17 protein-coding genes and 1 pseudogene are annotated in these 16,892 nt (G+C 62.0%); 12 read left to right on the top strand and 6 right to left on the bottom strand.

The genetic code is table 11. From position 1 onward, the window contains the following. The first annotated feature begins 25 nt into the window (after positions 1-25). From ACN0X0_RS16575 to ACN0X0_RS16625, 11 genes are all read left to right on the top strand, one after another. Positions 26-1,627 carry an ABC transporter substrate-binding protein gene (locus tag ACN0X0_RS16575; protein ID WP_417280056.1) on the top strand — a complete coding sequence of 534 codons (1,602 nt, stop codon included), beginning with the start codon at positions 26-28 and terminating at the stop codon, positions 1,625-1,627. Between the two features lie 5 nt (positions 1,628-1,632). Further along, positions 1,633-2,673, top strand: a complete 1,041-nt coding sequence (locus ACN0X0_RS16580; protein WP_226553803.1) for an ABC transporter permease — start codon at positions 1,633-1,635, stop codon at positions 2,671-2,673. A gap of 59 nt (positions 2,674-2,732) precedes the next feature. Beyond that, positions 2,733-3,578: an ABC transporter permease gene (locus ACN0X0_RS16585; protein WP_417280127.1), complete on the top strand. Its 846-nt coding sequence runs from the start codon at positions 2,733-2,735 to the stop codon at positions 3,576-3,578. Continuing rightward, entirely contained in the window at positions 3,565-4,422 is an 858-nt protein-coding gene (locus tag ACN0X0_RS16590) for an ABC transporter ATP-binding protein (RefSeq protein WP_417280057.1), read from the top strand. Before ACN0X0_RS16585 ends, ACN0X0_RS16590 begins: the two co-directional genes overlap by 14 nt. Beyond that, positions 4,419-5,174: an ABC transporter ATP-binding protein gene (locus ACN0X0_RS16595; RefSeq protein ID WP_226553806.1), complete on the top strand. Its 756-nt coding sequence runs from the start codon at positions 4,419-4,421 to the stop codon at positions 5,172-5,174. Before ACN0X0_RS16590 ends, ACN0X0_RS16595 begins: the two co-directional genes overlap by 4 nt. A gap of 10 nt (positions 5,175-5,184) precedes the next feature. Further along, entirely contained in the window at positions 5,185-6,417 is a 1,233-nt protein-coding gene (locus tag ACN0X0_RS16600) for an AGE family epimerase/isomerase (RefSeq protein WP_417280058.1), read from the top strand. A gap of 261 nt (positions 6,418-6,678) precedes the next feature. Continuing rightward, positions 6,679-6,810: a hypothetical protein gene (locus ACN0X0_RS16605; protein ID WP_417280059.1), complete on the top strand. Its 132-nt coding sequence runs from the start codon at positions 6,679-6,681 to the stop codon at positions 6,808-6,810. Continuing rightward, entirely contained in the window at positions 6,807-7,256 is a 450-nt protein-coding gene (locus tag ACN0X0_RS16610; RefSeq protein WP_417280060.1) for an SAM-dependent methyltransferase, read from the top strand. Before ACN0X0_RS16605 ends, ACN0X0_RS16610 begins: the two co-directional genes overlap by 4 nt. Next, positions 7,253-8,317, top strand: coding sequence for an ABC transporter substrate-binding protein (locus tag ACN0X0_RS16615; protein WP_417280061.1), 1,065 nt, complete (start codon positions 7,253-7,255; stop codon positions 8,315-8,317). The genes ACN0X0_RS16610 and ACN0X0_RS16615 overlap by 4 nt, the downstream gene beginning before the upstream one ends. Further along, positions 8,304-9,350 (top strand): FecCD family ABC transporter permease, encoded by a 1,047-nt coding sequence (locus tag ACN0X0_RS16620; RefSeq protein ID WP_417264282.1) that lies wholly within the window; start codon positions 8,304-8,306, stop codon positions 9,348-9,350. The genes ACN0X0_RS16615 and ACN0X0_RS16620 overlap by 14 nt, the downstream gene beginning before the upstream one ends. After that, positions 9,341-10,012 carry an ATP-binding cassette domain-containing protein gene (locus tag ACN0X0_RS16625; protein ID WP_417280062.1) on the top strand — a complete coding sequence of 224 codons (672 nt, stop codon included), beginning with the start codon at positions 9,341-9,343 and terminating at the stop codon, positions 10,010-10,012. The genes ACN0X0_RS16620 and ACN0X0_RS16625 overlap by 10 nt, the downstream gene beginning before the upstream one ends. On the opposite strand, the gene ACN0X0_RS16630 is transcribed toward ACN0X0_RS16625, so the two are convergent. Beyond that, positions 9,989-11,395 carry an MFS transporter gene (locus tag ACN0X0_RS16630; RefSeq protein ID WP_417280063.1) on the bottom strand — a complete coding sequence of 469 codons (1,407 nt, stop codon included), beginning with the start codon at positions 11,393-11,395 and terminating at the stop codon, positions 9,989-9,991. The two genes, ACN0X0_RS16625 and ACN0X0_RS16630, sit on opposite strands and share 24 nt — an antisense overlap. An 88-nt stretch (positions 11,396-11,483) precedes the next feature. Between ACN0X0_RS16630 and ACN0X0_RS16635 the strand changes: the two genes are divergently transcribed. Beyond that, positions 11,484-12,329, top strand: a complete 846-nt coding sequence (locus ACN0X0_RS16635) for a helix-turn-helix transcriptional regulator (RefSeq protein ID WP_417280064.1) — start codon at positions 11,484-11,486, stop codon at positions 12,327-12,329. Positions 12,330-12,417: 88 nt separating this feature from the next. On the opposite strand, the pseudogene ACN0X0_RS16640 reads toward ACN0X0_RS16635, so the two are convergent. The 5 genes and pseudogenes from ACN0X0_RS16640 to ACN0X0_RS16660 all read right to left on the bottom strand — a co-directional run bounded on the left by ACN0X0_RS16640 (position 12,418) and on the right by ACN0X0_RS16660 (position 16,796). Beyond that, positions 12,418-12,887: pseudogene (locus ACN0X0_RS16640) on the bottom strand (Lrp/AsnC family transcriptional regulator). A gap of 379 nt (positions 12,888-13,266) precedes the next feature. Further along, the gene (locus tag ACN0X0_RS16645; protein WP_226553814.1) at positions 13,267-13,986 is read right to left on the bottom strand and encodes a sulfate/molybdate ABC transporter ATP-binding protein; all 720 of its coding nucleotides are present in this window, start codon (positions 13,984-13,986) and stop codon (positions 13,267-13,269) included. A gap of 11 nt (positions 13,987-13,997) precedes the next feature. Then, on the bottom strand, positions 13,998-14,753 hold the full coding sequence (locus tag ACN0X0_RS16650) for a sulfate ABC transporter permease (RefSeq protein WP_417280065.1): 756 nt from the start codon (positions 14,751-14,753) through the stop codon (positions 13,998-14,000). Further along, the gene (cysT, locus tag ACN0X0_RS16655) at positions 14,746-15,585 is read right to left on the bottom strand and encodes a sulfate ABC transporter permease subunit CysT (RefSeq protein WP_417280128.1); all 840 of its coding nucleotides are present in this window, start codon (positions 15,583-15,585) and stop codon (positions 14,746-14,748) included. The genes ACN0X0_RS16650 and cysT overlap by 8 nt, the downstream gene beginning before the upstream one ends. Before the next feature lie 2 nt (positions 15,586-15,587). Next, a complete protein-coding gene (locus ACN0X0_RS16660; RefSeq protein WP_417280066.1) occupies positions 15,588-16,796 on the bottom strand; it encodes a sulfate ABC transporter substrate-binding protein in 1,209 nt (402 codons plus the stop codon). Positions 16,797-16,892 lie beyond the last annotated feature (96 nt).

Genomic DNA, 16,892 nt, shown 5'->3' on the forward strand with positions numbered 1-16,892 from the left:
CAGGAACAACCCAAGGGAGGAAACGATGGGTGTACAATCTTTGAAGTCCGGGGGCGCCGCTGGCATTCTGGCGGCAAGTCTCGCCGCGAGCGGCATAACCCCCGCCATGGCAGCAACGCCAGAAGACACGCTTGTGTACGGCACGTCTTTGGCACAGGTGATTTCTCTCGATCCGCATCAGGGACAAGAGGTGACCTCGCTGGAGATCATGGCAAATCTCTATGACCGCCTCGTGGCCTCCGATGCGGCAGGCAATCTGACGCCGCAACTGGCCGAAAGCTGGGAGATCACCGAGGACGGGATCACATTCCATCTGAAGGACGCCGTGTTCAACAACACCGGCAATCCCGTGACCGCTGAGGATGTGGTCTGGTCGATCCGCCGGGTGTTGAAACTGAATCAGGCGCCAGCCGCCAAACTTGGGTCGACGGGATATACGGCGGAGAATATCGACAGCCTGACCGAGGCACTTGATGACCGAACCTTCCGCATCGCATTGACCGGCGAAGTGGCGGCGGACTTCCTGCTGTATCGCCTCTCCGAAGTGGCCGCCTCCGTCGTCGAGCGGGCCGAAGTGATGGAGCATGAGGCAGATGGCGATATGGGCAACGGATGGTTGCGGACCCATGCCGCCGGTTCCGGCCCCTTCGATCTGCAACGCTGGGCGCCGAATGACATCGTGATCATGAATGCCGATGAAGACAACTGGAGCGGCGCGCCCATCCTGAAACGCGTTGTCATGCGTCACGTGCCCGAAAGTCAGGCCGAGCGCTTGATGCTGGAGCGCGGCGACATCGACATCGCCGGCGCTTTGTCGCCCAAGGATATCGCATATTTCTCGGACAAGGACGGGGTCGACGTGCGCGGCATTTCCACCGGCGGGTTCTACGCGCTGGCCATGAATGTCACTCAGGAGCCCTATTCCAACCCCAAAGTGCGCGAGGCGATTTTCCACGCCATCGACTACGACGGGATCGAGCAGGCGATCATGGGTCCTTACGGCAAAAAGCGCCTGCTTCCGGTGCCGATGGCCTATGAGGGCGCTTTGCCGGACCCGGATTGGGACTACAACCCCGAGAAGGCACGCGCCTTGCTGGCCGAAGCGGGCTACCCTGACGGCTTCACGACCAACATCAAGGTGATCGCCCAAACGCCACGGGTCGAGCTTTCGACGGCCATTCAGGCGGGTCTTGCCGACATCGGGATCGATGCGTCCATCACGCAGGGCAGCGGCGCGGACATTGTGCCGGATCACCGGGCGCGGAACTTTGAACTTTTGGTGCCGCAAACCGGGGCCTATATGCCCAACCCGATGGGCGCGATGGAGCAGTTTTCGAACAATCCCGACAACAGCCCCGAAGCGAACAATGCGGGCAATTTTGTCTGGCGCTCCGGCTGGGACATCCCCGAGCTGACGGAATTGACCGCCCGCACCATGAAGGAAAACGACCCTGAGAAACGTGTCGCCATGTATGGTGAGATGCAGCAGGCCTTCATCGACGCGGTGCCCGCGATCCTGCCGATGTTCGAACGGTTTCTGCCGCTGGCGATCTCGACCGACGTGAAAGGCTACGAAGGGCATCCGCAGCAGGTGACACGCCTCGACAAAGTCTCGAAATCGGAGTGAACTGAATGGCACGGTCTGTCATGAAATCCGTGGCGTCGATGAAGCTGGGTCAGAGAGTGATCCAGCTTCTCCTCAGCCTGCTTGTGCTTATCGCGGTGACATTTGTGATTGGCCGTGTTTTGCCCACCGACCCGGTGGGCACCTTGGTCGGAGAACTGGCCGACCCCGAGGCCTATGCCGCGATGCGCGCGCGCCTTGGGTTGGATCAGCCTGTGCTGGTGCAGTTCGGACACTATGTCTGGAACATGCTGCACGGCGATCTCGGGGTCGCGGCGCTGACCGGAAACCCGGTCGCCGAAGACCTCTGGCGCGCCTTCCCGGCAACGCTCGAACTGGCCACACTGGCGATCGTGTTGTCGATGCTCATCGGGGTGCCCCTCGGGTTGACCGCCGCACTGCGCCGCGACACATGGGTCGATCAGACGATCCGTGTGATTTCGCTCGTGGGGCATTCGGTTCCTGTGTTCTGGCTTGGAATGATCGGCTTGCTGATCTTCTATGCGATCCTGCAGGTCGTGGGCGGCCCCGGCCGGATCGATGTCTATTACGAGGGCATCGTCCCCAATGTCACCGGTATGATCCTTGTCGACAGCCTTTTGGCCGGTGAGACCGACATCTTTCGCAATGCCCTGACTCATATCATCCTGCCGGCCTCGATGCTGGCCTATGCGGCCATGGCCTATATCACCCGCATGACACGCAGCTTTGCGTTGGAACAATTGTCGCAAGACTATGTCATCGCAGCGCGCGCCAAAGGTGTCAGCCCGGCGAAAATTCTCGGGCGGCATATCCTGCCCAACATTGGCGTCCAACTCATCACCGTCGCCGCGATTTCCTATGGCAGCCTGCTCGAAGGCGCCGTGGTGACCGAAGTCGTCTTCTCCTGGCCCGGCATTGGGCAGTATATGACCAGCGCCCTGTTGATCGGCGACATCAATGCAGTGGTCGCAGCCACGATCATCATCGGAGTGGTGTTTATGCTTCTGAATTTCCTGTCGGACATTGCCTACACCCTTCTGGACCCCCGCACCAAGGAGGCAGCATGAGCACCCCATCCATGTCTCACACCACTGAGGGCGCCCTGAGCAAACGCCCGAATATCGCGATGCGGTTTCTGCGTCATCCATTTTGGGGCAACTTGGCACGCGAGCCCTTGGGGCTCACCGGTTTCATCCTGATCGGCCTTTTGGTCTTGATGGCCCTGTTCGCGCCGCTTCTGGCCCCTTATTCACCGAACCGTCAGGTTTTGTCCGATGCGCTTTCGGCGCCCTCGGCGGCACATTGGGCCGGCACAGATGAATTCGGCCGCGATATTCTCAGCCGTCTGATCTGGGGCGCACGTTTGACACTGCGCACGGTGCTGTCGGTTTCCGCCATTGTCGGCCCCATCGGATTGGTCATCGGCGTCGTCGCCGGCTACTTCGGCGGCTGGACCGATACGATCCTGATGCGGATCACCGATATCGTGCTGTCCTTCCCGTCGCTCGTCCTCGCGCTGGCCTTTGCCGCCGCCATCGGCCCCGGCCTGAACACCGCAATCATCGCGATCTCGCTGACCTCCTGGCCGCCAATCGCACGTCTGGCACGGGCGGAAACGCTGGTGGTCCGCAATTCCGATTACGTCTCGGCAGCGCGGGTCTATGGCGCAGGCCATCTGCGCCTGATCGCGCTCTATGTGACGCCCATGTGCATTCCGTCCGTCGTGGTGCGACTGACGCTGAATATGGCGGTGATCACCCTGACGGCGGCCTCTCTCGGGTTCTTGGGACTGGGCGCACAGCCGCCAGCCCCCGAATGGGGCGCGATGATTTCCGCCGGGCGACAATATATGATCGACTACTGGTGGGTGGCCGTGATGCCCGGCATCGCGATCCTGCTGACCAGCCTTTCCTTCAACATCGCAGGCGACGCCCTGCGCGACATCCTGGATCCGCGCCATGACCGTTCGTGATACAAAGCCCGCCGCCCCGACCCTGCGCGTGCAGGGGCTGAACGTCCGCTACGGTCGCGGCGCGCTCAAGGCCGTCAACGGCGTCGACCTCACGCTCTCCGCAGGCCGTCTCGGCATCGTCGGGGAAAGCGGTTCCGGCAAGTCCACCGTGGGGCGCGCCCTGATGCGACTTCTGCCGCCCTCGGCCACGGTCGAGGCCGATCTGATGGAGCTTGAAGGGCGGGATTTGCGCAAGTTGAATGAAAGAGGCTTTCGCAAACTGCGCGGCAAGGACATGGCGCTGATCATGCAGGACCCGCGCTATTCCCTGAACCCTGTGCGCTCGATCGGCGATCAGGTGGCCGAAGCCGCAAACCTGCACCTCGGGCTGAAGGGCCGTGCCGCGCGCAACGCCGCCGCAGAGATGCTTGACCGGGTGCGCATTCGCAACGTTGCCAGCGTCATGGACCTCTACCCTCACCAGATTTCCGGCGGTATGGGCCAGAGGGTGATGATCGCGATGATGCTGATTGCCCGGCCCCGCCTTGTCATCGCGGATGAACCGACCTCGGCACTGGATGTCAGTGTCCGCGCTGAGGTTCTGGAGTTGCTCGACGAATTGGTGCGTGAACAAGGCTCCTCCCTGATCCTGATCAGCCACGACATCCGCATGGTTGCCGCCTTTTGCGACGAGGTGGCGGTCATGTACAAGGGACGCGTGGTCGAGATGATCCAAGATCTGACGCAGGCCAAGCACATCTATACCCAAGGGCTCTTGTCGGCGCTGCCCGATCCTTCCAATCCCGTGCGGCGCCTTCACGTGCCGGATCGCAAACGGCTCGAACAGATGGAGGCTCAGTCATGAGCACCAAAAACCATGCCATTGAAGTCAGGGGACTCGACGTTGTCTATGGCGAGGGCGAGCATCGCAACCATGTGGTCCGCGCCTTGGATTTTGACGTCCGGCGCGGCGAAACGCTGGGGATCGTCGGGGAATCCGGCTGCGGCAAGTCCACCGTGCTGCGGTGCCTAACCGGCCTTGAGCGCGGCTGGAGCGGCGAAATTCGCGTCGAAGGCAGCCCCGTCTCGCACCGCCGCACCCAGGAAGAATTGCGCCGGTTGCAGCTGGTGTTCCAAGACCCCTTTGCCTCTTTGCACCCCCGCCACCGCATCCGCCGCGCGATCACGGAACCTTTGCGCTGCATGGGGCTTGCCGTGCGGCCCGGACAGGTGGAAGACGCACTGGAACAGGTCGGCCTGCCGGGCAGTTTCGCCGAGCGTTTCCCACATGAGTTGTCGGGCGGCCAGCGCCAGCGCGTGGCCATCGCCCGCGCTTTGGTTTTGAACCCGCCCATCCTGTTGCTGGACGAACCGACCTCGGCCTTGGATGTCAGCGTTCAGGCCGAAGTGCTCAACCTCTTGTCGGATAAGAAAGACGCCGAAGCACTTACCTATGTGATGGTCAGCCATGACCTGTCGGTCATCGCGCATATGTGCGATCGTATTCTGGTGATGAAGGACGGCCGATTTGTCGATGAGTTCGCACCAGAGGCCATTGCCGCGCGTCGCGCCACTGACCCCTATGCCCAGCATCTGATCGATGCCAGTTTTGTCTGAAGGAAATGCCGTGACACTGCCTCATACCACATTGACCGACGTGCATGATCCAGCCTTTGTGGCGCGACTAAAAGAGGACGCGCGCGGCCAACTTGATCTGTTCCGCGCCAGTCTGCGCCCGGATGGAAGATTGGCGGTTCTCGACCGCGACGGGGCCGCCATCGAAGGCCCGCAGGAGCTGATCACCACAACGCGACTGGTGCATTCCTACGCCTTGGGACATTTGGCGGGGCATCCCGGCTGCATGCCCTTTGTCGATGCCGGGATGCGTGCCCTATGGGACAACCATCGGGACAGCGAGTATGGCGGCTATATTTGGTCTTTCGACGCGAGCGGCCCGGTCGACACCGACAAGCTGGCCTATGGTCACATGTTTGTTCTGCTGGCAGCCGCCAGCGCCGAGGCCGCGGGTCATGCGGACGCCAAACGTTTGCGCGATGATGTCACGAAGGTGATCTCTGAACGCTTTTGGGACGAACCTGCAGGCTTGATGCAAGACGAATTCCGCCGGGATTGGAGCATCTTTTCGGACTATCGCGGCATGAACGCGAATATGCATGGAATCGAAGCGCATTTGAGTGCGTTTGAGGCCTCGGGCGAGGCCGTTTATCTCGAACGCGCCGGTCGGATTTTGTCCTTTTTCGTCGATCACATTGGGGCCTCCAACGGCTGGCGATTGCCGGAACATTACCGTGCGGACTGGAGCGTGGACGAAACCTATGAGGGCAATCCGATGTTCCGCCCCTATGGCACAACGCCGGGCCATTCCTTCGAGATCGGCCGCCTCCTTTTGCAGCATTGGGACCTCTCGGGACGCCCCGACACCGGGGCGCTGCAGAAGGCACGGGCGCTGATCGAAACCGCGCTCAATGATGCTTGGTTGCCCGAGGGAGGGTTTGCCTACACGCTCGATTTCGATGGGTCGCAGCGTGTGCGTGACCGATATTGGTGGCCTGTGGCCGAAGCGATTGGGGCCGTTGCCACACTTTTAAAAGTGGACGGGCGCGCCTCGGACCACGCGTGGTACACCCGCCTTTGGGACACCGCTTTTACCTTATTTATCGATCAAAAGGGCCATGGTTGGTTCCCGGAAATCGATGCACAAGGCCGTCCCTGCGACCGCCAGTTCACCGGTAAACCGGACATCTATCACTCCCTTCAGGCCGTTTTGTATCCGCTGCATGATGGGGTGTCGCAGCACTATAAGGGCATCACCGGGCTGCTTTCCGAAACCTCTGAGTAGGAAGATGCGGGCCTTCGCAAGCAGCTTTTGCGCGGGTACAAACGGCCCCTTGTGAAATCGTACTGCATGACCCGACGCGCCGACGTACTTCATGGACGCATGGTGCAAAGGCCAAAGCGCATGGGGCATGGGGCATGGGGCATGGACAGCCAGCGTTATTTCCCTATAAACATAACGAAGATGACGGGGGCAGAATGCCTGCCCGGCGCCTGTGCCGACAGTGGCCAGGGCCATACTGTCGAACAAGGTAGGGAATTTCCAATGAAACGCAGCGCCCGCAACACGCTTTCCGGCAGCGTAACCGAAGTGGCCCCCGGGGCCGTGACCGCCCGCGTTCGGATCGACGCTTGCGGGATCACGGCCAGCGATGTCATGGCGGACAAGGCCGAATGACCCAAGCTGATCTGCGACCCGGCGAAATGACCGGCCCCGTGCCGGACCGAAGCGATGCCAGCCTGCTGTTCATCGGCACCTTGCACACCCCCTGGACCACTTCGCGTGACTGTCCCAAGCGCGGAGATGCCGAGACAGGTCCGCTCTGCCGTGCCGAGCTTGATCCGATCTGGCAGGAGGCGCTCAAAGGCGTAAAGCCCGGCCCGATGCAACTGCTCTACTGGATGCATCTGGGGCGGCGGGATCTGCGCCAGCAATCGCCGCGAAATGACGGGCAGACCATCGGCACTTTCGCCATCCGCTCGCCCATGCGGCCCAATCTGATCGCCTCGTCCATCGTGCAGCTTGAGCGGATCGAGGGCACCACGCTTTGGCTGCGCGGGCTCGATTGCGTGGATGGCACCCCGCTTCTGGATATCAAACCAAGTCATGGAGTTTTGAAATGACGATTGTTCGGCGCGCAATGTGCCCACAGAAGCCTTTGGGAATCCTGCGCAGCGCGCTGGTCGTGCTGGCCCTCGTGCTTGTCGTCCCCCTGCAAGCCCGCGCTCAGACGCATGAGATTGTGGACGCCACAGGCCGCACCGTCACCATTCCCGATGCCCCCACACGCGTCTTCGCCGCCGGACCTCCGGCCGCCGCGCTGCTCTATGCGCTCAACCCCGATGCGATGATCGGCTGGGTCCGACCGCCTGCGGAGGCGGATCTGCCCTATCTTCTGCCCCAAACCCATGACTTACCGACCCTTGGTCGGCTCACGGGGCGCGGCGATACGCTGAACCTTGAGGTGTTGCTGTCGGCCGAGCCGGAGTTGATCCTCGATTTCGGCACGGTGAACGATACCTATCTCGATCTTGCCGCGCGCATTCAGGAACAGACTGGCATTCCTTATGTGTTGATCGACGGCTCCTTCGACAACACCCCCGCCGCCCTGCGCCTTCTGGGTGACATTTTGGGCGTGCCCGAGCGCGCCGAAGAGCTTGCAAGCTATGCCGAAGAGACCTTCGCCATGGTCGACAGCACGCTGGAGGGCATCCCCGAGGCAGACCGCCCCGGTGTCTATCTCGCGCGCAGCGCCGACGGGCTGGAAACCGCCGGGCCAAATTCGCTCAATGCCGAGATCATCTCGCGCGTCGGTGCGCGCAATGTGGTCGAGGCGTCCAATGATGGGCTGTCCAACATCTCGCCGGAAAATGTGCTCGCCTGGGCGCCCGATGTGATCGTCACGATTGATGCGGGCTTTGCCGAGACCGTCGGCAGCAATCCGGCCTGGGCCGATGTGCCCGCCGTGGCCGATGGCCGGGTCTATCTGGCCGCACGCGCGCCCTTCGGCTTTATCGACAGCCCGCCCTCGGTCAACCGGCTGATCGGCCTTCGCTGGGCGATGAACACGCTCTATCTCGAAGAAGCCAACAGCGATCTGCGTCAGGATGTACGCGATTTTTACACGCTCTTCTATCAGGTCACCCCCGATGACGAGGCGCTGACCGCCCTTGTCGGAGAGTAACACAGCATCGCGCGCGCCGGTCGCAGGCGCCGCACAGGGCAGACCCGTCATGCTTGTGGCGGGTCTGGTCGTGTTGGCCGTTCTGTTGCTCGGCGCGCTGATTGGCCCCTACCACCTGCCCCCGAAGGATGTGCTGCGGCTGATCGCGCTGGGGCTCAGCGGGCAAGAGACCTCCGGCCCGCAGGCAACCGTCTTGTTCAATATCCGTCTGCCCCGTGTGCTGGCAGCCGCTTTGGTTGGCGCGGCGCTGGCGGCGGCCGGGTCGGCCTATCAGGTCACCTTCCGCAATCCGCTGGTCTCGCCCGATATTCTGGGCGTTTCGGCCGGAGCCGGGCTTGGCGCCGTGCTGGGGATCTTTCTGGGCCTGCCGGTTCTTGCCATTCAAGGGCTGAGCTTTGCCTGCGGCCTTGGCACGGTGGCGTTGGTCATGCTTGTGGGCCGCGCGGTGGGCGGACGCGCCGAGACATTGCCCCTCGTGCTCTGCGGCATCGCCATCGGGGCGCTGGCCGGAGCGGGAATTTCTCTGCTCAAGGTCTTGGCAGACCCGGACGATCAGCTCCCGGCGATGACCTTTTGGCTGCTTGGCAGCCTTGCGGGCATTCAGCGCGGAGATGTCTGGCTGATCGTGCCGCCGATGCTGTTGGGCCTCGTGCCGCTGTTCCTCCTGCGCTGGCGCATCGGCGTCTTGGCACTGGGCGAAGATGAGGCCAAGGCTCTGGGGGTCGACACCCGCCGCCTGCGCTGGCTGGTGATCGGGTCTGCCACACTGATCACATCGGCGGCTGTGGCGGCGGCGGGCACCATTGGCTGGATCGGGCTGATGGTGCCGCATATGGCGCGGCTGGCCATCGGCGCACGGTTCGATCGTGTCTTGCCTATGTCGCTGATCCTCGGCGCCGGACTTATGGTGCTGATCGACACGCTCGCCCGCTCCATCGCCACCACCGAAGTGCCGCTCGGCGTTCTGACTGCGGTGATCGGCGCGCCGGTCTTTCTCGTGTTGCTTGCACGAAGGAACACCGGATGGAGTTGATCCGCACCACCGGCCTTGCCATCGGCGCCGCGCAGAAGACCGTGGCACGGGGTATCGACATCACGCTTTGCCGGAACGAAATTCTGGGCGTGCTCGGCCCCAATGGCGCGGGCAAGACGACACTCTTTCGCACGATTCTCGGGCTCGCCCCGGCGCATGACGGCGATATTCTACTCGGTGGAACCCCGATGGCGCAGCTCACCCGCCGCCAGATTGCCCACCGCATCGCCTATGTGCCGCAGAGCATGAGCGCGCCTTTTCCTGACAAGGTGAGCGACTATGTTCTGGCTGGCCGCACAGCCCATCTTGGCCCCTTTGCGGCTCCCGGCGCGGCTGACCGGGCAAGGGCCGCCAGTGCCCTCGCCGCGCTGGATTTCGGCAAACGCGAACACCTGGCACAACTGCTGCAAGGGCTGGCGGCACAGGGCTACGGGCTTATCTTCACCAGTCATGATCCGTTCTTCATTGAACGGGTTGCAGACCGTGTTCTGACCATCGACAGACAGGGACATTGCCGCAGTGGCCGGGCAGACGAGATGATCACCGATGCCCAGCTGTCAGCGCTATACGGGATGGCAGAGCATGATGTGCGACAGGCACGTCGTGGCCGACGAGCAGAAACGGGGACTGGGCGCATGTCACGTATGGATACCAGCGCGTGACCTGCGCCGTGTCAGCCACACGATGCCTATCGCCGCCAGCATCAGCGCCAGAATGTTATAGATCAAGCTTCCGGCGAATGCGTTGGCATATCCTGCATTGCTCAGGAGCTGGCGAAAGAGGATTGCGATCACGGCCACGCCGATCGCGCCGCCGACCTGCTGCATGGTCGAGAGGATGCCGCCCGCCATTCCTGCCTCATCTTCCGTTGTGAAGCCGAGGGTAAAGTTCAGCAACGGTGTCATCGAAAGGCCTTGGCCGAATCCGAACACGATCAGAGCGGGGATCATCCATGCTACGCTCCCGTTGGCCAAAGCAGTCAGGGCGACGGCCACGGTTCCGGCGAGGTAAATTACCGCGCCACCGGCAATGCTTGTGGTGCCGAACCGCGCAACGACACGGGGCGCCATCATGGAGGCCGTGACAAAGGCCACACTTGCAGGTGCAAACAAGGCGCCCGCTGCGAAGGCCGAAAGTCCAAGCCCTTCCTGCACCAGCAGCGCAAAACCAAGGAAGAAGGATGTAGAGGTGGAATAGACCAGGAGCACGACGCCTGAGCCGACGGCGAAACTACGGTTGGCGAACATGGCCGGGTCCACCGCAGCTGCGCCGCCATTTGATGTCACTCGCCGCTCCCATGCCACAAACACCATCACGGTGATGGCCGAGGCAAGGAAGCTGACCCATGTCCAGAGCGGCCATCCTGAATGCGCGCCTTCCAGAAGCGGCACAAGCAGCAAGAGCAGCGCGAGCGTGGCGAGGAGCGTCCCTGCCCGGTCGATCCGCGCTGCGTTGGACTGACTGTTCTCCGGCAACCTGAACGCGCAGAGCACACCGACAAGCCCGACCGGAAGGTTGCTCAGAAAGATCATCCGCCACCCGAGGCCCGCGATATCCGCCGTGACGATCCAGCCGCCCAGCACCTGCCCCGCGATGGCCGCGAGGCCTAAGGCCATGCCCAGAAGGCCGAACGCGCGCGGGCGCCGTTCTTCATCAAGGAGTACGCGCAGCATGGCGTAAATCTGCGGGAACAGAATCCCCGCCGCCGCGCCTTGCAGCAGCCGCGCAGCAATCAGGGCCTCTGTGTCGGGCGCCAAGCCACAGAGAACTGATGTCAGGGTGAAAGAGATCGTCCCGAGTATATACACGCGGCGCCGTCCATACCGATCGCCAAGTCTTGCGCCGGCGATGAGAAGCACGCCGAAGGTCAGTTCGTATCCTGCAACGATCCAGCCGATCCCCGACAGGTCCGCCTGCAGGTCGGCGCGGATGGAAGACAGCGCGACATTCACCACGAACAGGTCGAAAATGGTGATGAAGCCACCAAGCAACAGGGCGAAAAGCGGGGCCACGCTAAGGTGGCGAGGGGTGGGTTCGGTCGGCATGACAGCTCCTTCTTCGAGATCATGACGTCCTTTCGCGCAGCTTTTATTCTGTTACTATGGGGTAAATTATCCTATTACTGGCAGCACCATGACCACCCGTCTTTCCCGCACCCGTCAGGATTTGGCGGAATTCCTGCGCCACAAACGCGCCAGCGTACAGCCTGAGGATGTGGGCCTGCCGCGCAGTGCACGCCGCCGCACCCCCGGCCTGCGGCGCGAGGAGGTCGCGACCGTCGCAGGGATCGGCCTGAGCTGGTATACGTGGCTGGAGCAGGGACGAGACATCCGTGTTTCGGCCCATCTTCTCGACAGCGTCGCGCGCGCCCTTCGGATGAGCCCCGAAGAACGCCAGCACCTGTACCTTCTTGCGCAGAACCGTCCGCCCTCGGCCCCGGCAGATACATGGTGCGAGATGCCACCGTTGATCCGGGTGCTGCTGGACGACTTGACGCAGCGACCTGCGTTCGTGATGAACCTTCGCTGGGACGTGATCGGATGGAATGCCGCAGGCGACGGCCTGTTCGGGTTCTCGGACTACCCGAAAGACCAACGGAACATGCTCTGGATGTATTTCGCAGATGAACGGCTGAGCTGCCGCGTGCAGGACTGGCCTCGGCAAGCGGCCCAGATCGTCGCCAGCTTCCGACGTGACTATGCTGCCGGACATCACCGGAGCGACATGCAAGACTTGGCCGATCATTTGCAAACGGCGTCCCGCACCTTTCGTCGCCTGTGGCGCGACCATGACGTGCAGGGTCGATGTGAGGGGCGTCGCAGTTTCGAGATGCCAGACCGAGGTCAGGTTGCATTCGACCATACAACGCTGATCGTCGATCAGGACCGGCATCTGCGCCTCGTATATTACGTGGCCGTAGCGGGATGCCTTCAAGACACCCCAAGAAATGGCCATGCTCTCGATCTTGCATCTGACTGATAGGGGTTCGAAGCGGTCCTGCGCCGTCGCCGCAGACGCCTCGCCCGGATGGGTCAGGGCCGGGCACGATCTAGCTTTCACAACAGGTTCAGGCCGTCTCCGTGTCGATGGGCCATGCGGTCGAGGCAAGGATCACTTCCATCGAGAACTTCGACGTGATGTTGCGGCAGGGAAGCCTGCGCGTGAACTCAAGATAGAACCCATCAAATGCGCCCATATCCGGCACGACGACTTTGAGCATATAGTCGATATCCCCGGCCATCCGGTGAACTTCAACGATGGAGGGGAACTGGGGGATAACCTTGCGGAACTCGGCGCGCCATTCCGGTGTGTGGTCGGACGCTTCGATCTCCACGAACACGGTGCAACCCTGACAGGATCGACAAGCGCAACCCGGCCCGTGATGACGCCGGCGGCTTCCAGCTTCTGGATGCGCTTCCAGCAGGGCGTCTGGGACAGACCAACCCGCTCCGCGAGCTGCGCCACGGGCAACGTCGCGTCCCGCATCAATTGGTTCAGAATCTTCCTGTCAATTCTGTCGAGTGTCAGATCGCTCATCGGTATCGCCTTGCCATCATATTGGTCCAGGGGGGAGCAAGCCGGGCGAAAATCTCTCGCTCGGCCTGAAGAAGGAGCCGAGGGTCCGGCTCATCGGGGCAAAGCCCGACCGCATGTAGCCGCTGATGCAAAAGCGCCTGCCAAATTGGATCATCCCATCCAATCCATGGCTTGGGCAGGACAATCGCGCACAAACGGCGTTGTGCATCGACGTGACCACGCCAGACAATCCACCACTTGGGAACAGCCGTGCGAACACGCCACCCCGTGACCGCAAAAGCCCCCTCCGCCGGGACGGAAGACGTCGTGAGCCAGAGAGCCACCCGAAGCCAAGTTGACGCGGCGATATGTGTTGGACTTTGCATCCACCCACGCAGTCCTAAGCTGCAGTAAACGCGCGCACGAAATCGCTCGCTGGGTTCGCGCGAATGTCTGACGGTTTGCCGACCTGTTCGATCCGGCCCATCGACATCACGACCACAAGGTCGGCGAGTTCCAAAGCCTCCTCCTGATCGTGCGTCACAAAAACCGTGGTCAGGCCGGTGGTGTCGTGGATTTCGCGCAGCCCCTGACGCAGCTCTTTGCGCACCTTGGCGTCCAGGGCGCCGAAGGGCTCGTCGAGCAAAAGCATACGCGGCTCGATCGCCAATGCGCGCGCGAGGGCCACCCGCTGGCGCTGACCGCCCGAGAGTTGGCTGGGGTAGCGCGCGCCGATATCCGGAAGCTGGATGAGGTCCAGAAGCCGGTTCACGCGACGCCCGATCTCGGCCTCGGCCGGGCGCTCGCCGCGTGTGCGCGCGCGCAAACCATAGGCCACGTTCTCGAATACGGTCATGTGCCGAAAGAGGGCGTAATGCTGGAAAACAAACCCCGCGCGGCGATCTTGCACGCTGAGCCCTGTCGCATCCAGCGCATCGAACATGACACGGCCTGAGGTCGGGAACTCCAGTCCGGCCAAAATCCGCAGAAGCGTCGTCTTGCCGGACCCCGAGGGGCCGAGCAGCGCGATCAATGCTCCAGAGGGGATGCTGAGCGATACCGGGTGAAGCGCACGTTGATTGCCGAATTCTTTAGCGATTTCTTCGATTTGAACAAACATGTTGGCTCCTTTCAGTGGCGTCGGGTCGCGGCCAAAAGGCCCGCATAGCGCCATTCGAGCAGGGATTTCAGAAGAAGAGTGAGCAGTGCAAGGAGCGCCAGAACGGCGGCCAGAGAGAAGGCGGCAACCGAAAGATACTCGTTGTAAAGCATCTCGATCATGATCGGCATGGTCGTCGTCTCACCTCGGATTTTGCCGGAGATCACAGCGACGGCGCCAAATTCACCCATGGCCCGGGCATTACATAGCAGCACCCCATAGAGCAGCGCCCAACGGATATTCGGGAGCGTGACCGTGAAGAACGTTCGCCAGCCCGACGCCCCCAAGGTCAAGGCGGCCTTCAGGTCGTGGGCGATCAGCCAGGCCCCGAGCCAGGAATTTGTGCCGAACAGCATCACAAGGGCCAAACCCGCCACAACCGGCGAGACCGAAAAAGGCAAGTCTATCAGCGTGATCAAAAGGGCTTTGCCACGGAAGTCGAACTTGGTGATCGCCCAAGCTGCCGCGATGCCGAAAGCGGCATTGAGAGGCACAGCGCTTGCCGCCACAATCAGTGTCAACCGGATTGCGGCCTGCGCATCGGGCGAGGCAAGACCTTCGAGCGAGGCGGCCCAGCCGCTGCGCAAGGCCTCGGCAAAGACAGCGATCAGCGGCGCGAACAGCAGGACCGCGATCAGGATCATGACCACCCCGATCACAATCCGCCTCGTCAGAGCGGTCTCTGTGGTGACCGAGGTCGCACGGGGGGTGAAACTCACTTCAGACATCGCCAATCCTCCGTCTGCTCCATATCTGGATGATGTTGATGACCAGCAGCATCGCGAAAGAGATCAGCAACATGGCGAGCCCAATCGCGGTGGCCGCGTCGTAGTTGTATTCTTCGAGCCGGATCACGATCAGCAGCGGCGCGATCTCGGTCTTGAACGGCAGGTTCCCGGCAATAAAAATGACCGATCCGTATTCTCCGACCGAGCGGGCCAACGCGAGGGCGAAACCAGTCAGCAAGGCCGGGGCGAGCATCGGCAGGATCACCCGACGCAAGGTATAGGCCCGGCTGGCCCCCAAGGTGGCGCTGGCCTCTTCGACCTCCCGGTCGATCTCCTCGATGACCGGCTGAACCGTGCGCACCACGAAAGGGAGCCCGATGAAAATCAGCGCCAACCAGATGCCAATCTCGGTATAGGCCACTTTGATTCCCAACGGCGCAAGCACCTGACCGAGGGCGCCGTTTGGCGCATAAAGCGCCGTCAATGCGATCCCTGCCACCGCAGTCGGCAATGCGAAAGGCAGGTCAATCGCCGCATCAATCAGGCGACGTCCCCAAAACCGATAGCGCACCAGAACCCAGGCCAACACAAGCCCAAACACCAGATTAAACAGGGATGCCACCAAGGCCGCGCGAAACGACAGGGCGAGTGCTGCGCGAATGCGCCTTGTGCCCACCATCTCCCATAGCTCTGCCGGCCCGATCATCACGCCGCGACCGACAAGCGCCATGATCGGCAAAAGGACAACAACGGACAGCGCCGCCATCATGATCCCGAAGCTCAGCCCAAACCCCGGCAAGGGTGAGGGCGAGCGTAGAATGCCCGCCCGCATGGTCATTGCTCCTCATAGATCTGGTCGAAAACACCGCCATCGCCAAAGAAGGTGGGCTGCACGTCTGCCCATCCGCCGAAATCGTCGATGGACAGCCGCGTCACCTCAGGAAAGCGGGCGATATCCTCTTGCGAGGCGGCGGAGGTATCCCAGGCCCGATAGTAATTTTGCAAAGCGAGCGCCTGCGCTTCGGGACTATAGAGGTGCTCAAGATAGGCATAGGCGACGTCACGCTGGCGCTCTGATGTGATGTTGCCATCAACCAGCGTCACGGGTGGTTCGGCGAGCATCGAAACCGAAGGCACGACAATGTCGAATGCACCGTCGCCTTGCTCGGCCAGAGCCAGGAAGGCCTCGTTTTCCCAGGCCAGCAAGACATCCCCAATCCCGCGTTGAACGAAGGTGTTGGTCGCGCCGCGTGCCCCGGTGTCAAGCACAGGGACGTTGCGGAACAGCGTGCCCAGATAGGCGCGCGCCTGCGCTTCGTCGCCGTCATATTCCTCCATGGCCCAAGCCCAAGCCGCCATGAAGTTCCAGCGCGCCCCGCCAGAGGTCTTGGGGTTCGGGGTGATGACTGCGACGTCGTCACGAGCAAGGTCATCCCAATCCTCGATGCCGAGAGGATTGCCATCCCGGACCAGAAACACGATCGTTGACGTGTAGGGCGAGGAATTGTGCGGCAGGCGCGATTGCCAATCTTCCGGGATCTTGCCTGTGCGTTCGGCAATGGCCGAAATGTCAGCCGAAAGCGCGAGTGTCACCACAGTCGCCTCCAGCCCATCGATGACGGCACGCGCCTGTCCGCCGGAGCCGCCATGCGACTGTCGCAAGGTCACAGGCGCGTGGCCTTCGCTTTCCCACCATGCGCTGAAAAGCTCATTGTATTGCCGATAGAACTCGCGCGTCGGGTCGTAGGACACGTTGAGGATCTCTGTGCCCTCCTGCGCGCCCGCAGGCATCACGACCCCGAAAGTTAGACCGAGCGAGGTCAATGCCGCCACGACACCTCGGCGCAAACTGATGCGAGAAAAGGTTTTACGGAATGCTCCGTCGCGAACCTTGGTCATGGCCTTTGGGTGCCAGCCACGCGCAATCGGGCGACCAACCATACGGCAATTGCCCGCGTCAATTTCGATCTGGCCGTCATCGAGACGGCGAATGAAAGTGCCCTGTGCCAGCACATGGCTGCCGATCTGAATCGTGCGAAGCATGTGATCTCCTTTGCTCATCGCTGTCGAATTCGTCGTGTCAGGACGATGGGGACATCTCGGGTTTTGGCCCGAGAAAGCGTCCTGCACCGCCTGACA

Origin of the sequence: Celeribacter sp. (genome assembly GCF_048270365.1) — a bacterium.
Taxonomy (GTDB): Bacteria; Pseudomonadota; Alphaproteobacteria; order Rhodobacterales; family Rhodobacteraceae; genus Celeribacter.

Excerpts from the sequence above, each read along its gene's own strand:
- ACN0X0_RS16575 (WP_417280056.1), top strand. The coding sequence starts at position 26 with ATGGGTGTACAATCTTTGAAGTCCGGGGGCGCCGCTGGCATTCTGGCG.
- ACN0X0_RS16580 (WP_226553803.1), top strand. The coding sequence starts at position 1,633 with ATGGCACGGTCTGTCATGAAATCCGTGGCGTCGATGAAGCTGGGTCAG.
- ACN0X0_RS16585 (WP_417280127.1), top strand. The coding sequence starts at position 2,733 with ATGCGGTTTCTGCGTCATCCATTTTGGGGCAACTTGGCACGCGAGCCC.
- ACN0X0_RS16590 (WP_417280057.1), top strand. The coding sequence starts at position 3,565 with ATGACCGTTCGTGATACAAAGCCCGCCGCCCCGACCCTGCGCGTGCAG.
- ACN0X0_RS16595 (WP_226553806.1), top strand. The coding sequence starts at position 4,419 with ATGAGCACCAAAAACCATGCCATTGAAGTCAGGGGACTCGACGTTGTC.
- ACN0X0_RS16605 (WP_417280059.1), top strand. The coding sequence starts at position 6,679 with ATGAAACGCAGCGCCCGCAACACGCTTTCCGGCAGCGTAACCGAAGTG.
- ACN0X0_RS16610 (WP_417280060.1), top strand. The coding sequence starts at position 6,807 with ATGACCCAAGCTGATCTGCGACCCGGCGAAATGACCGGCCCCGTGCCG.
- ACN0X0_RS16615 (WP_417280061.1), top strand. The coding sequence starts at position 7,253 with ATGACGATTGTTCGGCGCGCAATGTGCCCACAGAAGCCTTTGGGAATC.
- ACN0X0_RS16625 (WP_417280062.1), top strand. The coding sequence starts at position 9,341 with ATGGAGTTGATCCGCACCACCGGCCTTGCCATCGGCGCCGCGCAGAAG.
- ACN0X0_RS16630 (WP_417280063.1), bottom strand. The coding sequence starts at position 11,395 with ATGCCGACCGAACCCACCCCTCGCCACCTTAGCGTGGCCCCGCTTTTC.
- ACN0X0_RS16635 (WP_417280064.1), top strand. The coding sequence starts at position 11,484 with ATGACCACCCGTCTTTCCCGCACCCGTCAGGATTTGGCGGAATTCCTG.
- ACN0X0_RS16645 (WP_226553814.1), bottom strand. The coding sequence starts at position 13,986 with ATGTTTGTTCAAATCGAAGAAATCGCTAAAGAATTCGGCAATCAACGT.
- ACN0X0_RS16650 (WP_417280065.1), bottom strand. The coding sequence starts at position 14,753 with ATGTCTGAAGTGAGTTTCACCCCCCGTGCGACCTCGGTCACCACAGAG.
- cysT (WP_417280128.1), bottom strand. The coding sequence starts at position 15,585 with ATGCGGGCGGGCATTCTACGCTCGCCCTCACCCTTGCCGGGGTTTGGG.
- ACN0X0_RS16660 (WP_417280066.1), bottom strand. The coding sequence starts at position 16,796 with ATGCTTCGCACGATTCAGATCGGCAGCCATGTGCTGGCACAGGGCACT.